General features: G+C 69.2%; 16 protein-coding genes, 1 tRNA gene and 1 pseudogene. 8 read left to right on the forward strand and 10 right to left on the reverse strand.

Features of this window, described 5'->3' with window-relative positions:
* Positions 1-411: hypothetical protein (locus ABR571_RS01410; protein ID WP_409451397.1), on the forward strand; the 411-nt coding region annotated here is incomplete at its 5' end.
* Positions 412-450: 39 nt separating this feature from the next.
* Here the strand turns inward: ABR571_RS01410 and ABR571_RS01415 are convergent.
* A complete protein-coding gene (locus tag ABR571_RS01415; protein WP_409451398.1) occupies positions 451-1,824 on the reverse strand; it encodes an NAD(P)-binding domain-containing protein in 1,374 nt (457 codons plus the stop codon).
* A 69-nt stretch (positions 1,825-1,893) separates the two neighbouring features.
* Here ABR571_RS01415 and ABR571_RS01420 point away from each other — a divergent pair, with 69 nt between their 5' ends.
* The gene (locus ABR571_RS01420) at positions 1,894-2,538 is read left to right on the forward strand and encodes a TetR/AcrR family transcriptional regulator (protein ID WP_409451399.1); all 645 of its coding nucleotides are present in this window, start codon (positions 1,894-1,896) and stop codon (positions 2,536-2,538) included.
* Positions 2,539-2,744: 206 nt separating this feature from the next.
* A complete protein-coding gene (locus ABR571_RS01425) occupies positions 2,745-2,957 on the forward strand; it encodes a DUF5703 family protein (RefSeq protein ID WP_409451400.1) in 213 nt (70 codons plus the stop codon).
* 3 nt (positions 2,958-2,960) lie between these two features.
* On the opposite strand, the gene ABR571_RS01430 is transcribed toward ABR571_RS01425, so the two are convergent.
* The 4 genes from ABR571_RS01430 to ABR571_RS01445 form a co-directional block, all read right to left on the reverse strand.
* Positions 2,961-4,166, reverse strand: a complete 1,206-nt coding sequence (locus tag ABR571_RS01430; RefSeq protein ID WP_409451401.1) for an amidohydrolase family protein — start codon at positions 4,164-4,166, stop codon at positions 2,961-2,963.
* 83 nt (positions 4,167-4,249) lie between these two features.
* Complete coding sequence (locus ABR571_RS01435; protein ID WP_409451402.1) at positions 4,250-5,779, reverse strand: ATP-dependent DNA ligase; 1,530 nt, start codon at positions 5,777-5,779, stop codon at positions 4,250-4,252.
* Positions 5,780-5,818: 39 nt separating this feature from the next.
* Positions 5,819-7,159, reverse strand: coding sequence for a M20/M25/M40 family metallo-hydrolase (locus ABR571_RS01440; protein WP_409451403.1), 1,341 nt, complete (start codon positions 7,157-7,159; stop codon positions 5,819-5,821).
* A gap of 9 nt (positions 7,160-7,168) precedes the next feature.
* Complete coding sequence (locus tag ABR571_RS01445) at positions 7,169-7,792, reverse strand: hypothetical protein (RefSeq protein ID WP_409451404.1); 624 nt, start codon at positions 7,790-7,792, stop codon at positions 7,169-7,171.
* Between the two features lie 206 nt (positions 7,793-7,998).
* On the opposite strand from ABR571_RS01445, the gene ABR571_RS01450 reads away from it, so the two are divergent.
* Positions 7,999-8,083, forward strand: a tRNA-Leu gene (locus tag ABR571_RS01450).
* Positions 8,084-8,207: 124 nt separating this feature from the next.
* A complete protein-coding gene (locus ABR571_RS01455; RefSeq protein ID WP_409451405.1) occupies positions 8,208-8,624 on the forward strand; it encodes a PPOX class F420-dependent oxidoreductase in 417 nt (138 codons plus the stop codon).
* Between the two features lie 167 nt (positions 8,625-8,791).
* Here the strand turns inward: ABR571_RS01455 and ABR571_RS01460 are convergent.
* From ABR571_RS01460 to ABR571_RS01470, 3 genes and pseudogenes are all read right to left on the reverse strand, one after another.
* Positions 8,792-9,499: pseudogene (locus ABR571_RS01460) on the reverse strand (aldo/keto reductase); the annotation flags it as partial.
* Positions 9,500-9,597: 98 nt separating this feature from the next.
* Entirely contained in the window at positions 9,598-10,983 is a 1,386-nt protein-coding gene (locus ABR571_RS01465) for a PQQ-binding-like beta-propeller repeat protein (RefSeq protein ID WP_409451406.1), read from the reverse strand.
* Positions 10,984-11,050: 67 nt separating this feature from the next.
* Positions 11,051-11,542 (reverse strand): VOC family protein, encoded by a 492-nt coding sequence (locus ABR571_RS01470; protein ID WP_409451407.1) that lies wholly within the window; start codon positions 11,540-11,542, stop codon positions 11,051-11,053.
* A 61-nt stretch (positions 11,543-11,603) separates the two neighbouring features.
* Here ABR571_RS01470 and ABR571_RS01475 point away from each other — a divergent pair, with 61 nt between their 5' ends.
* From ABR571_RS01475 to ABR571_RS01485, 3 genes are all read left to right on the forward strand, one after another.
* The gene (locus ABR571_RS01475; protein ID WP_409451408.1) at positions 11,604-12,242 is read left to right on the forward strand and encodes a TetR/AcrR family transcriptional regulator; all 639 of its coding nucleotides are present in this window, start codon (positions 11,604-11,606) and stop codon (positions 12,240-12,242) included.
* Between the two features lie 55 nt (positions 12,243-12,297).
* Positions 12,298-13,110, forward strand: a complete 813-nt coding sequence (locus ABR571_RS01480; protein WP_409451409.1) for a class I SAM-dependent methyltransferase — start codon at positions 12,298-12,300, stop codon at positions 13,108-13,110.
* A 144-nt stretch (positions 13,111-13,254) separates the two neighbouring features.
* Positions 13,255-14,877 (forward strand): aminotransferase class V-fold PLP-dependent enzyme, encoded by a 1,623-nt coding sequence (locus ABR571_RS01485; protein WP_409451412.1) that lies wholly within the window; start codon positions 13,255-13,257, stop codon positions 14,875-14,877.
* A gap of 3 nt (positions 14,878-14,880) precedes the next feature.
* Here the strand turns inward: ABR571_RS01485 and ABR571_RS01490 are convergent, their stop codons facing one another.
* Positions 14,881-15,930 (reverse strand): family 16 glycosylhydrolase, encoded by a 1,050-nt coding sequence (locus tag ABR571_RS01490; RefSeq protein ID WP_409451410.1) that lies wholly within the window; start codon positions 15,928-15,930, stop codon positions 14,881-14,883.
* A gap of 154 nt (positions 15,931-16,084) precedes the next feature.
* The coding region (locus tag ABR571_RS01495) for a hypothetical protein (protein ID WP_409451411.1) at positions 16,085-16,687 on the reverse strand (603 nt) is incomplete at its 5' end.

Consider the following 16,687-nt stretch of genomic DNA (forward strand, 5'->3'; position numbering starts at 1 on the left):
CGGACATGGTCGGCTCCGGCGGCGGACGCCCTGGCCGGCGACCAGTTCATGCCGTGGGGCGCGTTCGACGCCGACGGAACGCTTCGGATCGGCACCTTCGACCGTTCGACGGATCCGGCCAATCACCGCTACGACTACGCGCTGCTGACCGTGAGCGTCCCGGGTGCCTTCGCCCGCAGCACGGTCTCGACCCAGCAGTCGGACCCGACGCGGGACGACCGATGGTTCGCAGCCACGGTGAACCCGGCCTTCCCGAAGGCCAGCAGCTTCATCGGCGACTACAGCAACATCGCCGTCGTGCCAGGCACGACCCGCGTCGTCGCGTACTGGACCGACATGCGCGAGCAGGCCTGCTTCCCAGCCTGGACATGCGGGCACGGAGAGGATCCGTACTTCGCCTACGCAAGCTGAGCAGAGCGGCTCAGGCCGCCCGGGAGCGGCCGAGAGCCGCTACGCGGTGACGGTCAGTTCCGCGTCGTTGCGCGGCAGCGCGCGGGACTGGCCGTTGCGGCGGGCACCCTCGGTCCGTTCCTTCTTCAGCTCGGCGAAGTGCTCGAGGAAATCCACCTGGATGGTGTGCCGTTTCGAGCGCACGTAACGCTTCTTGAGCGCACGGTGGTAGTCGTCGATCTCGCGGCGCATCTCCGCCGTCGACGGCAGTGTCGCCTTGCCCTCGAGCAGATCGGCCACCCACTCGCACTGGGCCTCGGCCAGCGGCATGATCGCACCGAGCGGCTGCACGAGCCCGATGAAGTACAGGCCCGGGTGCTGCGGGTCGACGACGCGGTGGAACAGCGAGATCTCGTTGTCGTGCGCGGCGAGCAGCGACTCGTCGAAGAACGGGAAGCTGATCTTGTAGCCGGTGCAGTACACGATGACGTCGATCAACTCCGAGCTGCCGTCGACGAAGTGGACGGTGTCCCCGTCGATCCGATCGATGTTGGGCTTGACCTCGATGTCGCCGTGACCGAGGCGGACGAGCAGGTCGTCGGAGATCGTCGGGTGCGCGGACGCGATCTTGTGGTCCGGCTTGGGCAGCCCGTACTTGGTGACGTTGCCGCGCGCCAGTCGCATGACCATGGCCAGCATGGCCCGCCGGACCGGGAAGAAGCCGACGCGCGCGATCGGTGATGTGGTCAGGTGGTCGGTCGGGATGCCGAAGATGTACTTGGGCACCACGTGGGCGCCGCGCCGCATGGCGAGGAACGTCCGCGCCGACACCTTCGACGTCTCGACCGCGATGTCGCAGGCCGAGTTGCCGATGCCGAGCACGAGAACCCGCTTGTCCTCGTAACCCTCGAAGGTCTTGTAGTGGTGCGAGTGTGTCTGCACCCCGGTGAACGTCTCCGCGCCCGGGAACGCCGGCTCGGGCCACCGCGGATCCCAGTGATGGCCGTTGGCGACGAGCACGGCGGCATACCGACGCGTTGTCGTGCGCTTCCCGCCGCGCTTGCGGACCGTCACGTCCCACTCGCCGTCGCCGGTCGGGACGACGGCGACGACCTCGGTCTTGAACTGGATCCGGTCGCGGAACCCGAAGTGGTCGACGTAGCGGTCGAAGTACTCGGCGATCTGGCGGTGGTTCGGATAGGTCGGGTAGTCGTGCCGCATCGGGAACGACTTGTATTCCATGATCTCGCGCGAGGTGTTGATGTGCAGCGACTTGTAGGACGACGACATGCCGTTGTCGTTGAGGTACCGCCAGTTGCCGCCGACACCCGATCCGGCCTCGTAGCAGTCGAAGTCGATGCCGCGGGCCTGGAGTGCTTGGCAGGCGGCGATGCCGGATGAACCGGCGCCGATGACGCAGACGGTGCTCGTCACGTGGTCTCCTCTTGCGCGAATGTGACCGGGTGGTCATAGTGACTATGACATCGCTTCGGAGGACATGCAATGCCGCGCGCCACCTGGACGAACCTCGACGCCGACCGGCGCGAGCGCGTCCTGCACGCCGCGATGGCCGAGTTCGGGCGGCAGGGGTACTCCGGCGGCAGCCTCAACGTCATCGCCCGGGACGCCGGCGTGGCCAAGGGGTCGCTGTTCCAGTACTTCGACGACAAGTTCGACCTCTTCGCCCATATCGCCGAGGAGACGTCACTGCGGGTGTACGCGGCCATGCAGCCCTATCTGCACGCCCCCGGCGACGGCGAGCGGTTCGTCGACCATTTCGCCGCCCTGGTCGGTGTGTGGATCGAGTACATGGCGTCCCACCCGCTCGAGCGCGGCGTGACCGCGGCGACCACCATGGAGCTCGACCCCCAAGTGCGCGAGGCCGTCCGCGCGCCGGTCCACCGGTTGTATGCGCAGGGGCTGCGGCCCTTGTTGCAGGCCGGCGTCGATGCGGGTGAGCTGCGGGCGGACGCCGACCTCGACTCTTTGCTGTCGCTGCTCGTGCTGCTGCTCCCCCATCTCGCCCTGGCGCCGTTCGAACCCGGCTTGGACGCGGGGCTGCCGCTGTACGGCACGCGTGCCGGCACCCGGTCGCGTCGTGCCCGGCGCCTTGTGAACACGCTGCTGGCCGGTGTCCTCAGCCACTGACCGCTCGCGCTAGGAAGCGACGGGATGGTCGGGATAGGTCGGGCTGTGCCGCCGTCAGCCGATCATTCGAACATAATTATGATTCTATCGGAACCCACCGGCAATTCCGGGGTCGCTGTGGACAACTCGCGGTCCGCGCAGCGGGGAAGCCGTCCACGGTATGTCGAAGTGGTGGACAGCGCCCGAACGGCGTTGAATACCTCCTGATGGATGCGACCGATCCCGAGTGGGAGTACGCGCCGCTGCGCATCCCGGCCGACGTGAGCCGGGTCAACGCAGCGGCGCAACTATCGCTGCACGCCGAGTTCGGCGGCTGGGAACTGGCCCGCGTCCTGCGTTACGTCGACGGCAGCCGTCGGGTGGTGCTACGCCGGAAGCGGCGCAAGACACCGGTGCCGCTCCCCGGCCTGTCCACCTGACGTTCAGCGCACCCGCGCTCCGCGGGCGTACACCGCCTGCACGCGGAGCAGCGCAGCCGGGTCCGTGAGCGGATCGCCGTCGACGGCGAGGATGTCGGCGTCGTAGCCGACCGCCAGTCGTCCCTTCGCGGCGCCGAGCCCGCACGCGGTCGCCGCCACGGACGTGATCGTTCGCAGCGCGTCGTACGGTGACAACCCCGCGGCCTGCATCATCGGAAACGCATGGCGGAGAACGTCGTGCGGCTTGGGCGGCCCGATGCCGGCATCCGTCCCGGCCACGACTATCGCGCCCATCTCCATCATGCGTCGCAAATTGGCCATGATGGCCGGTACTCGCGTCGCCAACTCGGGGGGCGGCCCGCTGATCGCCAACTTCACCGGGTCCAGCCCGGCCGTCGCGCCGACGACGATGCCTCGATCGACGATCTGCTGCATGAGCTCGATCGGCGTCTCGATGCCGTCGGCGGTCCAGAACGTGACGTGTTCGAGTCCGTCCACACCCGCGGCGACTGCGTTGGCCACGCCGGCAGTGGCATGCGCGTGGGCGGTGACCGGCAGCCCGCGGCGGTGCGCCTCCGCGACTATTGCCTTGGTCTCCTCGGCCGTGAACCGGGCGAGTTCCTGGTGCGTGCCGGGCGTGAGTACTCCTCCGCTCGCCATGATCTTGATGACGTCGACGCCGCGCTCCGCGTGGTCGCGAACGGCGGCCGTCACGCTCTTGACGCCATCGGGCACGGCACCGCCGAGGTAGTGGCAGTGGCCCCCCAGCGTGGTAATGGGCGGGCCGGCGCTGAGGATCGTCGGCAGATCGGGTCGTCCGCGCAGCTGCAGGGACAGGTGGTCGCGGTCACCGAGGTCGCGCACGGTGGTGATGCCCGCCCGTAACGCCGTCCGGGCCGCTTCGATCATCGAGGCCACGACCGCGTCGTCGTCACGCTCGGCGAGGCGCGCGACCGGTGCATCTGAAGCGTCGAACGCCAGGTGGACATGCGTGTCGACCAGCCCCGGCAGCAGGGTCGCCCCGTCCAGGTCGTGTACCTCGCAGTCGTCAGGCGGTGTCGTGCCGGTCTCCACGGCCACGATCCGGCTGCCGTCCAAGATGATCAGCGGCGACGGGTGGACGGCGCCAGTGACGCCGTCGAACATCGCGGCGCCGACGAGGGCGGTCCGGCGTGGCCGTTCATGGACGAGGACCGGTGCACCGTTCATGGTTCAAGCGTTCTCCGCCCGGACCGGCTGCGGGGGTGCGTTATCCCCACCGCGATGGGCGGAAGGCACCCTGTCCGCTCAGGTCATCCCTCATAGAAGGCCCGGACGGTCTCGAGGGTGTCGGCTTCGTCAGCCCGTTTGTCGTCGCGATACCGGAGCACGCGCGCGAACCGCAGCGCCATGCGCCCCGGGTAGCGCGTGGAGCCTTGCACTCCGTCGAACGCGATCTCCACGACCTGCTCCGGCCGCACCCGCACCACGTAGCCGTCAGTAGGCCCGTCGGCGAGTTCCAGGAAACGCTGCGTTTGCCACTCGAGCATTGCGTCGGTCATGCCTTTGAAGGTTTTGCCGAGCATCACGAATCCGCCGGTGTCCGCATCGCGCGCGCCGAGGTGGATGTTCGACAACTTCCCGGTCCGCCGACCCGACCCCCACTCGACGGCGAGCACGACGAGGTCGAGCGTGTGCACCGGCTTGATCTTCAGCCAACCGGCGCCGCGCCGACCCGCCTCGTAGGGCGCGGTGAGCGACATGGCCATGAGCCCCTCGTGGCCGGCGGCGAGCGTCCGCTGGAGAAAGTCTTCGGCGGCCGCCACGTCGCCGGTCACCAACCGGTCGACGCGCTGCTCCGCGGGGACGAAGTCGGCCAGGGCCGCGGCGCGCTCCTCGCCGGGTGCGTCCAGCAGATCGACGCCGTCGCGATGCAGGACGTCGAAGAAGAAGACCGACAGGGGCTGTGCCACGCGGGCGGCGCCGATGTCGACACTGCGCCCGAAGCGCGACGCGGTGACCTGGAACTTGTGCGGACGGCCGTCCGGGCGCAACGCGATCGCCTCACCGTCGGCGATGAGGCTGTCGACGGGCAGGGCGAGGGTCGCTGCGACCACCTCAGGCAGGCGCGCCGTGACGTCGTCGAGGCTGCGCGTGTAGACCGACACGTCGTCGCGGTTGCGGTGGATCTGGACGCGCGCACCGTCGAGCTTCGCCTCGAACACCGCTTCGCCGCCCAGCCGGTCGAGCGCGTCGGCCACCCCCGTCGCGGTCTGCGCGAGCATCGGGCCCACGGGCCGACCGACGCGCAGTTGGAAGTCGCTCAACGCGTCGGCGCCGCGGGTGATCGCGGCGGCGGCGGCCGCGGGGAGGTCGCCGCCGAGCATCGCGGCGCGACGTACCAGCGCGGGCGGCACGCCGGAGGCGCGGGCCACAGCGTCGGCCATTACGCCGATGAGGGCGCCTTGGCGCAGGTCGCCGCTGAGGAGTCGCCGCAGGAACGTCTGCTCCACGTCGGTGGCGGCGCCAAACAGCCCGCTCAGGGCGTCGGCCCGTCGGGTCTGCGAGCCCTTGCCCGACACCGCCTTGATCTCGGTGAAGGTCGTGTCCACCGCGCCGACCGTCAACGACGGGGTTGCGGCTGCGGGCGGGAGTGTGCGCAGAGAGGCGTATCCGACCCCGATCTGGCGTTGCGGCAGTTCGCCGGACAGCCACGACACGACGATCGAGATCTCTTCCGGTTCGGCCGCCTCGAGCAGGGTGGCTATTCGGGCCGTCTTGGCCAACCGCGACGAGGTGCTTCCGACCTCCGCGGACGCGGTAGCGACGTCGAACAGCAGCACGAACTCAGCCTTGCACGCCCGGACGACACTGCACCGCGGTCAGCAGGTGGACAACAACCGGTCGAGGACGCGGACGCCGAACTTCAAGCCCTCGACGGGTACTCGCTCGTCGATGCCGTGGAACATCGCCATGAAATCGAGCTCGGCCGGCAGCAGCAGGGGCGAGAATCCGTAGCACTGCATGCCGAGCGTCGAGAACGACTTCGCGTCGGTGCCGCCGCTCATGAGGTAGGGCAGGGGGTGACCGTTCGGGTCCTCGGCCCGCAAGGCGGCCGACATCGCGTCGACCAGGGCGCCCTCGAAGCCGGTCTCGACGGCGATGTCGCGCACGATGAACTCACGTTCGACGCCCTCACCGAGCAGGTCGTCGAGCGTCGTCAGCAGCTGGTCCTCCTGACCGGGCAGGAAGCGGGCGTCGATCGTTGCCTCCGCCTTGGACGGAATGACGTTCGCCTTGTACCCGCCGCCGAGCATCGTCGGATTCGTCGTGTTGCGGATGGTCGCGCCGATCATGCGCGCGGCCCCGCCGAGCAGTGGCAACCAGGAATCGACGTCCTCGGCCTTCAGGTCCTGTCCGGTCACGGCGGCCAGCCCTTCAACAGTCGCCCGGACCGTGTCGGTGATGACGATGGGCCACTCATAGCCGCCGATGCGGCTGACCGCCTCGGCGAGCCGCGTGACGGCGTTGTCGCGGTGGACCATCGAGCCGTGGCCGGGGGCGCCCGAGGCCTGCAGCCGCAGCCAGTTGATCCCCTTCTCCGCCGTCTGGATGAGGTACAGCCGCGTCTGCTCATCGAGCGACACGCTGAATCCGCCGACCTCACTGATGGCCTCGGTGCAGTCGGCGAACAGATCGGCATGATGATCGACGAGGTAGTGCGCGCCTTCGCGGCCGCCGGCCTCCTCGTCGGAGACGAACGCCAGCACGATGTCGCGCGGAGGACGCCGCCCGGTCCGGGCCCAGTCGCGGACCACTGCGAGCGTCATGGCGTCCATGTCCTTCATGTCTATGGCGCCACGGCCCCACACCTGGTCGTCTTTCACCTCACCACCGAAGGGGTCGACCGACCACTCCCCCGGGTCGGCCGGGACGACGTCCAGGTGTCCGTGGATCAGCAGTGGCGCGCGGGACGGGTCGGTGCCCTCGATGCGCGCGATCGTCGAGGCGCGACCGGGCGCCGCCTCGAGGATCTGCGATTCGATGCCGACCTCGTCGAGCTTGTACGCCACCCACTCGGCCGCCGGACGTTCGGCGTGCGTGGGGTTCGAGGTGTTGATGCGAATCAGCTCCACCAGCAGCTCGGCCACCTCGTCCTGCGCGGTGAGGGTCGGCTCGGGGAGGGCGCTCATGTACTCGTTCCTACCAGGCTCCGGTGTCAACGGGGCTGGTCAGACGCGCCGGCCACCCCGCCGGGCGCTGAGGCGCACCATCAACGCGACGGCCAGCGCCGTGCCGACGATCATCACGATCAGCAGAAGGGGGCCTGTGTGCGGCAACAAACCCTGGACCAGGTTGAGGCTGCCGGCCGGCCGAGCCTTCTTCGGCGGCGCTGACTTGGTCACTGTCGCCGGCGGTGGAGCCGTGGTCACCGTCGACGTTGCGCTCGGGACGGCCGCGCCGGGGTTGCCACCGTTCGCGCCGGCGTTCGGGACGGTGTTGCGCGCGCGTGGGGCGGGGCGGGCTCCGGTTGGCTGCACGGCCGAGCGGCTGGTCGGGGGCGGCGGGACCCTGGTCGGCGGTGTGGTCGGCTGCGATGCCGGGGCGGAGGACGCGGTTCCGATCGTGACGAGCTGAGTCAGGTCGAGGGGCAGGACGTTGACCTTCACGGACAGACCCAACAACTGGAGGCCGAGGCCGAGGCTGGATCCGGCCGCCGGGGCGTTCGCGTCCGGGGTGGCCGGGGCGGGAGCGGCCACAGCCGGGGTGGCGAACAGGGCGCCGAGCATCACGACGATCGCGAGGGCGACCGCCGCACGCAGCCCTGATCGGGCCGCGCTCGTGATGCCGTGCATGATTTCGCCTTCCCCGCTCTGGCGCCGCCCGGACTGTTCGAGGCCGCGGTCTACGGAACGCCGGAGTGATCCGAGGTTAGGTTAGCTCTATGTGAGTTTTGGCTCCACTCGACGCGCCAAGTTTCTTCCGCGATCGATCTTGGTCGGGGTCTTGGGACGTGTGCCGGAGCGCCCGCGGGGTTCGGATAGACTCGTCCGCGCACTCGGTCCGGGTGGCGGAATGGCAGACGCGCTAGCTTGAGGTGCTAGTGCCCTTTACGGGGCGTGGGGGTTCAAGTCCCCCCTCGGACACCGAAACGATCACGTTCCGGGCCCCGACCTTTGGTGCCTTTCTTGTCCGACTCCGCGATGCCAGCCCGATGCGGCCGTGCGGATACTGAATGGTTCGTGCATATGCTCTGACCCGGAGGTGCCCTTGCCGTCAGCCCCGGTGCCGAGGAATGTTCTCGATCTTCTCGCCAGGCCCAACCCAGCCGTGATGGCAACGATCGCTGCAGACGGCCGGCCAGTCACCGTAGCGACCTGGTATCTCCTCGAGGACGATGCGACGATCCTTCTCGGGCTGGACGCCAAACGTGCACGCCTCGAGCATCTGCGCCGGGACCCCCGCGTCTCGCTGACGGTGCTGGCGGCTGATGACTGGTACACGCACGTCAGCGTGCAAGGACACATCGGCGACATCGTCGATGACGAGGGACTGCAGGACATCGACCGGCTCTCGCGCCACTACACCGGCGCTCCGTACCGCAATCGCGAACGGCCTCGGGTCAGCGTCCACCTTCATATCGACCGTTGGCACGGGTGGGCGGCCGGCTCGGCGATGGAGGACTGACGGGCCGAACCGGGTGTCCCCACCCGGTAGATCGCCGACGCGATCGGCGCGCACCCGCCGGCAGGGATGGGTGGTAGCGACGCTCCGGTCGCGGTTGATCAGTTCCCGCTCAGACGTGGTGGAGCACGCGTGGCGGGGCATTCATCGAAGTGCGGCAGGCGATGCCGTCATGGCCGGGTCGGCCCTTCCCCCGCCCCATGCACCTCTATCGCCTCAGCGACGACGGCGTAATCCTCGGCGTCCAGAGTGACCGTGGCGGCGGCGATCCACCCGTCAACCTGATCGGGGCGGCGGGCGCCGACGATGGCCCCGGAGACACCGCCGAAGCCGAGCGTCCACCCGACAGCAGCGGCGGCCTGGCTGATGTCGTGGCGCTCCGCCACCCGGCCGAGCGCATCGGCGACGGCGAGGTTGGGCTCGAGACCGCTCGTGAAGTCGGGGTGCTGCTTGCGCCAGTCGTTGTCCGGCAGCCCGGCGACCCGCTCCGCGGAGAAGGCGCCGGTGAGCAGGCCCGACTGCATGGGGCTGTAGACGATCACGCCGGTGCCGTGCGCCGCTGACCATGGCAGCAGGTCGGTCGCCGCTTGCCGGTGGATGGCCGAGAACGGCGGCTGCAGCGTGTCGACATGGCCGAGTGCCTCCGCCCGGGCCACCTCGTCGGCGTCGTGATTGGACAGGCCGACTGCGCGGACCTTCCCGCATTCCTTGAGCTCGACCAGCGCGGGCCAGTACTCCTCGAGCCGCGTGCCGTCGTCCGGTGGCCAGTGCAGTTGGTAGAGGTCGATGGTGTCGACGCCCAGGCGCTGCAGCCATGCGTCGACCTCCCGGCGCAGCGAGTCGGGCGAGGCCACCCGCCGCGGGTCGGCGCTGCGATCGTCATCGTAGGCACTTCGCCGCAGAGGATTGTCGGCTCTGGCAAGTGTGTAACCGTGCTCGCGTCATCACGGTCGGGCCGTCACACACTGCCGCCTGGTCAAGACGTGCGGGCGACGGTGGCACCGGACTTCGTCGGGATGCGCAGGTCACGACCGTAGATGGCCGGGGTGGCGAACCGGGTCACGGCACCGACGGTGACCTGTTCGCGTACCGCGCCGGTGTTGGGGTCGAGGGCGTAGAGGACGCCGGCGCCCGGGTCGAGCGACCACACGCGTCCTCCCCCGTACACGGGCGAGCCCGTGATGTTGGTACTCGTGTGCCACAGGACGTGCATCACGCCGGCGCTGTCGATTTGCACCGCGCGCAGACCGTCCAAGCAGGGGACGAAGACCACCGAACCGGAGACGGCCGTGCCGCCGAACGACTTGCACACCGACGCCTTGCTGACCTGGCCGCCGACGTGGCCCAGTGCATTGCGGCGCAGCACGTACGCGGAGCCCGACTTGCCGACGGCGAACACGAATGAACCGACGATGGTCGCGCCCTGCGAGCCCAGGTCGAGATCTGCGTCGTTGTCCGCGGCCCACGTCGAGGGCGAGAAGTAATCGGTCAGTGCGAGCGACGCGGACAGGTTGAGGATCGAGTCGCTGTGGTCGTAGGACCCCCCGACTCCGGACGCGCCGTTGCCCACGGCCGCGAAGATGTGGCCGTAGTAGTCACCGGTCAGCCCGGGCGGGGTCCAGATGCCGGCCTCGCGGGCGGTCGGGACGGTGTAGGAGATCGGGTTCCCGGTCCCCTGCTCCGAGTACCCGACGACGCGGCCCTTGTATTGTCCGCAGTCGCCCGCGAGGCCACCGAACGGGACGAACACGCGGTGCGCGTCGACCAGCAGAGCTCCCCGTTGCTGCATTACCGTCGGATCCACGCCGGACAGATCCAGACTGTGGTGGAACCGGATCGCACCCGTGCCGACATACAGCGCGTACAGCTGGTGGGTCGGCCCGCTGAACTCCGGTGCCACGTAGACCGACTCGGTGGTGGCCGACCAGGCCGGCGTACCGGTGATGCCCAGCGGATCGATGTTGCCGCAGGGCCGCTGCGACGCGGGCGACGGTGACCCCAGGTGTGTGCTCCACCGAAGGCGGTACGAGGCGTCGAACGCGTACACCGTGTTGTTCTCGGTGGCGAGGATCGTCCACCCTCTGATGACGATCGGAGATCCGTACACGGCCCCGTCGAGCGCCAGCGTCGTGATGACCTGCGGCGACCCGCTGACCGCCGGCATCGAAGCGGAGTCACCATGCCGGTAGTTGGTGCCGTGATAGGTCGGCCAATTCGGGTAGGTCGTGCTGGCGGCGAGCCGGACCGCCGGTCCGACCGCCGTCGCGCCGGGCGACGAACCGCTTTTGGTGCCTGTGCTGAAGGTCAGGGCGAGACCCGCCGACAAGGTCACGACGGCGGTGAGCACCAGACGAATAGGCATGAAGGAGTCTTACCGCAAGTCCGGCGGCAAAGTCGCGTCCCGACCCGGACGGTCGAGCGGCCGAGCACTATCCCGCGCGGGTGCCCTCGCGCACCGCCCGTTCGCGGGCCTCGGCAGCTTCCCGCGGGTTCTCCACGCGGATGACCTCTCCCGTCGGCACGCCGCGGTGGTGCTCGGTCGTGTAGAACCGCACCTCGTGCCCGTCGGGGTCGTACAGGCCCGGCAGGATCCAGCCGACTGTGGCGAAGTGGACGCCGCCGTGTGACTCGCCCACACCGGTGAGCCGTAGTGCGAGCGCGTCCATCGCCTCCTGCGACGGCACGCCGATCGAGAAGTAGTCGAAGCCGGCCGCCCTCGCCGCGCGCTCCGGGTCGAGTCGCAGCGCCAGCTCCGGTCCCCCGTTGGGATGCCGCATCGAGACCCCGGCCAGCCGTCCCTGTTCGATGAACTCGATCGCCGCCACGAAACCCAACCGCGATTCGTACCACTCCCGCGATCGGGCCAGGTCGCTCACCGGCAGCTTCACATGGTGGATGCCGTCGAGTTCAGGTGCGTTCATCGGATCCCCCTCAAGTCCGTAGTTGCAGCGTGACTGCAACATTGCAGTTAGACTGCATCGCATGACGGACGCTGTCAAGACAGAAGGATTGCGCGCGACCCGGGTCATCGAGAACGAAGAGCGCATGCTGCGGGCAGCGCGCGCACTCTTCGTCGAGCACGGGTACCAAGCCAGCACGCTCGCGGCGGTTGCTGAGGCGGCCGGAGTTGCCCCCAGAACCGTGTACGTGCGTTTCGGAACGAAGGCGGCGTTGCTCAAGAAGGTCGTCGACGTCACGGTGGCCGGCGATCTGAAGCCGATCGACGTAACGCACCGCGAGTGGTATCTCACCTCGGTCAGCGCGCCGTCGTTGGACGAACGGATCGGGGCATTCGCGAAGGGAAGCACCCGCCTGCTGGCGTCGGCCGCCGATGTCATCGCCGTCGCGGTCGAGGCGGCGGCCACCGAGCCCGCATTGGCCGCCGCCGGACGGGCCGGCCGCGCGGCCACGCGGGACTCCGTGCACGGTTTCTGGTCCGCCGCGGCCGAAGCGGGGCTGTTGCCTCATCAGTGCGACCTGCGGTGGCTGTCCGACACAACAAGTGCGCTGGCCCAAGCGGAGACCTATCTGCTCATGCGCGAGACGCTCGGCATGACACCGCGCCGCTACCGAACGTGGCTTGCCACGACGTGGCGGCGGATGGCCTACGGCCCCGGTTGACCGTGCTCACCCGCCTGCGCTGGTGGAATTCCTGTCGTGCGGCCACAGTGACGGCATGACTCACGCGAGTTGGAACGACGCAATGCCCGAAATCTACGACCGCGACCTCGTGCCGGTGATCTTCGCCGCGTGGGGCGACCTGCTCGCCGAAAGATGCGCGGCGCTTCGACCGGCTCGGGTACTGGAGCTCGCGGCCGGCACCGGAGTGGTCACCGAGCGGATCGTTGCCGCCGCTCCGCACGGCGCCGTCACCGCGACCGACCTCAACCAGGCGATGGTCGACTGGGGAAGCCGGCGGGTGCCGGCCGCCAACTGGCAGCTGGCCGACGCACAGCAGCTGCCGTTCGGTGACGCCATGTTCGATCTCGTGGTGTGCCAGTTCGGCGTGATGTTCTTCCCGGACAAGCCGGCCGCCTTCGCCGAGTCGGCGCGGGTGCTCGCCGACGGCGGGCACCTGCTGTTCGCCGTCTGGGACCGCATCGAGGACTCCACCTACGCGACCGCCGTGATCGACATCGTGCAGGCGATGTTCCCCGACGATCCACCCCATTTCCTGGTCGATACTCCGCACGGGTATCACGACGTGCACCGCATCCGGGAAGACCTGGCCGCGGGCGGCATGCAAATGACGAATGCCGAGCCGCTCGTGCTGCCGAGCCGAGCGCGGTCAACCGACGCGGTCACCAACGGTTACTGCCTCGGCACCCCGTTGCGCTTCGAGCTGGCCGCCCGTGGGCAGCTGGAGGATCTGGTCGCCGACATCAAGCACCGCATGCGCGACCGCTTCGGCGAGGGTCCGCTCGAGGGCGAGATGGCCGCGATCGTGGTCACCGCGCAGAAGGCGCCCCCGACAAGCCAGAGCGCATGACCCTCGCGGCGAGCACCGTGCCGCCTCGTCCTGCCCACCGTCTCGTGACACTCTGGTCGGGTGAACAGCTCCCCACCGACCCGGCTCGCCGAGACGCCGCTCGTCCGGCGCGTGCGCGAGTCGGTGATCGGCGAAGACCAGGTGATGCACGGCCCGTACGGAGCCCGCCGGGTCACCTATGCCGACTACACCGCGTCGGGGCGCGCCCTCACCTTCGTCGAGGACTTCATCCGCAACGAGGTGCTACCGCTCTACGCGAACACGCACACCGAGTCCAGCGGCACCGGGCTGCAGACCACGCGGCTGCGGGAGGACGCGCGGGCGGTGATCCATGACGCGGTCGGCGGCACTGCCGACGACGTCGTCATCTTCACCGGCTCCGGCGCGACCGGCGCCATCGACAAGCTGGTCGGCCTGCTCGGGATCCGGCTTCCTTCGGTTCTGGAAGACACCCACCACCTCGCTCGCCACGTTCCGCCCGAAGCGCGGCCGGTCGTGTTCCTCGGCCCGTTCGAACACCACTCGAACGAGCTGCCCTGGCGCGAGTCCGTCGCCGACGTGGTGGAAGTGCCGCAGGACGCCGACGGCCACATCGATCTGGCCGCTCTCGAGCAGCAACTCCTCCGCTTCGCGTCCCGGCCGCTGAAGATCGGCTCCTTCTCCGCGGCCAGCAATGTCACCGGCATCCTCAGCGACACCGCGTCGATCGCGTGCCTGCTGCATGCGCACGGTGCCCTGTCGTTCTGGGACTACGCCGCCGCCGCCCCCTACGTGGAACTCAGCATGGCGGCCGAGCCCGGGCGCCCGGGGTCGTACAAGGACGCGATGTTCCTCAGCCCACACAAGTTCATCGGCGGGCCGAGCACGCCGGGCGTCCTCGTCGTGCGACGCGAGCTGCTGCGCAACCGAGTCCCGGACGTCCCCGGCGGCGGCACCGTCGAATACGTGAACCCGTCCGAGCATCGCTACCTGCCCGATGTCGTTGCTCGCGAGGAGGGCGGCACGCCGGCGATCATCGAAGCGATCCGCGCCGGCCTGGTGATCGGGCTGAAGGAGGCGGTCGGCGTCGAGGCGATCCGGGCGAACGAGGACCGGTTCCTGCAGCGAGCCATCGAGGCCTGGACGGCGCAGCCGGCCATCGAGGTACTCGGGAACCTGGCCGCCGAGCGGCTCTCGATCGTGTCCTTCGTCGTGCGGGCGCCGTCCGGGCGCTACTTGCATCACAATTTCGTCGTCGCGCTGCTCAACGACCTGTTCGGAATCCAGTCGCGCGGCGGGTGCTCGTGCGCCGGCCCGTACGGCCACCGCCTGCTCGGCATCGACCTCGACAGGTCACATCAGTTCGAGCGACAGATCGCGGCCGGGTGCGAGGGCATCAAACCCGGCTGGGTGCGGGTGAACTTCAACTACTTCCTGTCCGACGCCGTCGTGGACTACATCATCGAGGCAGTCACCTTCGTGGCCCGGGACGGCCATCGCTTCCTCGCCGACTACCGCTTCGACCCGGCGTCGTCCCTGTGGCGCCATCACGAGGGCCTCATCGAGCCGCCGCTGCGGCTGTCGCACCTGCAGTACGCCGCTGACGGCACGCTGGAATACCCGACCCGTCACGATCGCGCCGCGGAGACCGACCTGCCTCGCTACCTCGAATACGCCGCGGCGCTCGCCGCGGTCGTCGCTCCCGGCGGCGACGAGGCGGACGGGCAGGTCTCGGCGGACTTCGACGCCCTGCGATGGTTCGACCTTCCCGCCGCGTGTCTGCGCTAGGCGCTACTTCCAGACGCGGACGTAGTCGATCTTGGTCGTGGCCGGCAGCTGGGTGACGCCGGGAAGCCAACTGTCGGCGCCGTTGCCGATCGCCGACGTCAGCGTCACGAAGAACGGGCTGTCGAACGGAGCGGGAGCCGTCAGCCCATAGGGCTTCCAGTGATCGAACATGCACAACGTCTTGTCGTAGTAGATGGCGAGCAGGTTTGTCGTCCACGTCAACGTGTAGTCGTGGAACCTGCCGGCGTCGTCGAAGTGGCAGAACGCGTCGGTGGTGGTGTTGATGCCCTTGCTCGTGTCCTGCTCGGCCGTCGGGTAGTAGTGCACCGTCGGCACCACGAAGTTCGGACGAGAGGTGTAGTACTCGGCGATGTCGATCTCGCCGGACTGCGGCCAGGGACCGTACTTGAACGCATTGTTCGGCCACAGCCACAACGACGACTGCAGTCCCTGCAGAACGCTCGACGGGAATGCGGCACGGATGGTGAAGCGGCCGTATGCCTGGCTGAACTTGTTCTGGCTGGATACGCCCCCGGCGGTGAAGTAACTGGCGAACTGGCTTCCGGCCGGTCCGCACAGGAACGGGCCGGCTTCCTGACGGACGGTCAGCGCCAGCGCACCCCCGGCCACGGCGATGTTGTTGGGCGAGTTCACGTAACAGGTCGTGGCCAGGCCGCTGCCGCTCGTGAAGCTGGTCTGCGAGGTGAGCTGCGGGCTCCACTTCGCCGTGTTGAGCGTCGTCCCGCTGAACTCGTCGGAGAAGGTGCAGGTCCAGGCGGTGCCGTCCGGCTTGGTCGGCTCATCGCCCCCGCACGGCTGGGTCGGATCGGTCGGTGTCGACGGAGCGCTGGTCGACGGCTCGGCCGGGATGGACAGTGCCGGGGCGTAGGCGGGATCGAGCCCGAGGTTGGCGGGTAGCCCGTCGTCCATCGAGAAGTACGCCGGCGCGGGTGCCGGTGCCGGTGCCGGCATGGTGCACATGTTCAGTAGGGCGAAGAGCGGGCTGCAGGTAGCCGCTCCGGCCGCCGTCGGCAGTGCCACGACCGAAGCCACCGTGGTCACCGCCACGGCGAGCGCCGTGAGAGCGCGCGCGGATCTCTTGCGGCGCGCTGGAGGGAGTGACGGGGTGATCGACATTGCGGCAAGCTAGTGGACTTGTGGCGATCACGACAACTCGAACTGACTGTGAGATATCGCGCGCAACCGTTCACCTCCCATGCTGGAGCCCGGCCAACTCGATCGACACGTTGAGCCGGGCGCGCTCCTCCCATCGCGAGTGCGCCGCTTCGGTCACATACAGGCGTGGGCGGCCGATCAGCGTGCCGAGCACGTGTGAGCGGCCGGTGCGCCAGTCGTCGTCGAACACGGTGCCGTATTCCTGGCGCACGGCACTCACGTAGCGGGCGTAGTCCTCCGGCGCGCTGCCGAGGACGGCGAGGTCGGCGTCGAGGAGCACGGCGGCGGCCACGTCGCCGGGTGCGGAGACGTGGGTCGCGGTGGCCAGGACGAGGTCGGCGACCCGCTCGGCCAGCCCGTGCGCGACGGTGGCGCGGGTCAGCCAGGTGCGGGCCCACTCCGCGCTGGCCTCCTCGTCCAGACCGGGCCGGGCGTCGTACACGACGTCGTGGGCGCAGGCGGCGAGGGCGACTGCGATGCCGTCAGGAGCGGTCAGCCCCACTTCGGCACCGAGCAGCGCGCAGTCGCGCACGACCGCGTCGACGTGGGCGGCCGTGTGGTACCTGCGGTGCGCCTGGCCGTAGCGGCGGGCCAGGTCAGCCGCGGCCCAGTCGGCCGCGTCGCGGCGGCCGCC

Origin of the sequence: Jatrophihabitans sp., from assembly GCF_046262535.1 — a bacterium.
Classification (GTDB): Bacteria; Actinomycetota; Actinomycetes; order Mycobacteriales; family Jatrophihabitantaceae; genus Jatrophihabitans.

Excerpts from the sequence above, each read along its gene's own strand:
- ABR571_RS01420 (WP_409451399.1), top strand. The coding sequence starts at position 1,894 with ATGCCGCGCGCCACCTGGACGAACCTCGACGCCGACCGGCGCGAGCGC.
- ABR571_RS01425 (WP_409451400.1), top strand. The coding sequence starts at position 2,745 with ATGGATGCGACCGATCCCGAGTGGGAGTACGCGCCGCTGCGCATCCCG.
- ABR571_RS01430 (WP_409451401.1), bottom strand. The coding sequence starts at position 4,166 with ATGAACGGTGCACCGGTCCTCGTCCATGAACGGCCACGCCGGACCGCC.
- ABR571_RS01445 (WP_409451404.1), bottom strand. The coding sequence starts at position 7,792 with ATGCACGGCATCACGAGCGCGGCCCGATCAGGGCTGCGTGCGGCGGTC.
- ABR571_RS01465 (WP_409451406.1), bottom strand. The coding sequence starts at position 10,983 with ATGCCTATTCGTCTGGTGCTCACCGCCGTCGTGACCTTGTCGGCGGGT.
- ABR571_RS01470 (WP_409451407.1), bottom strand. The coding sequence starts at position 11,542 with ATGAACGCACCTGAACTCGACGGCATCCACCATGTGAAGCTGCCGGTG.
- ABR571_RS01475 (WP_409451408.1), top strand. The coding sequence starts at position 11,604 with ATGACGGACGCTGTCAAGACAGAAGGATTGCGCGCGACCCGGGTCATC.
- ABR571_RS01480 (WP_409451409.1), top strand. The coding sequence starts at position 12,298 with ATGACTCACGCGAGTTGGAACGACGCAATGCCCGAAATCTACGACCGC.
- ABR571_RS01485 (WP_409451412.1), top strand. The coding sequence starts at position 13,255 with ATGCACGGCCCGTACGGAGCCCGCCGGGTCACCTATGCCGACTACACC.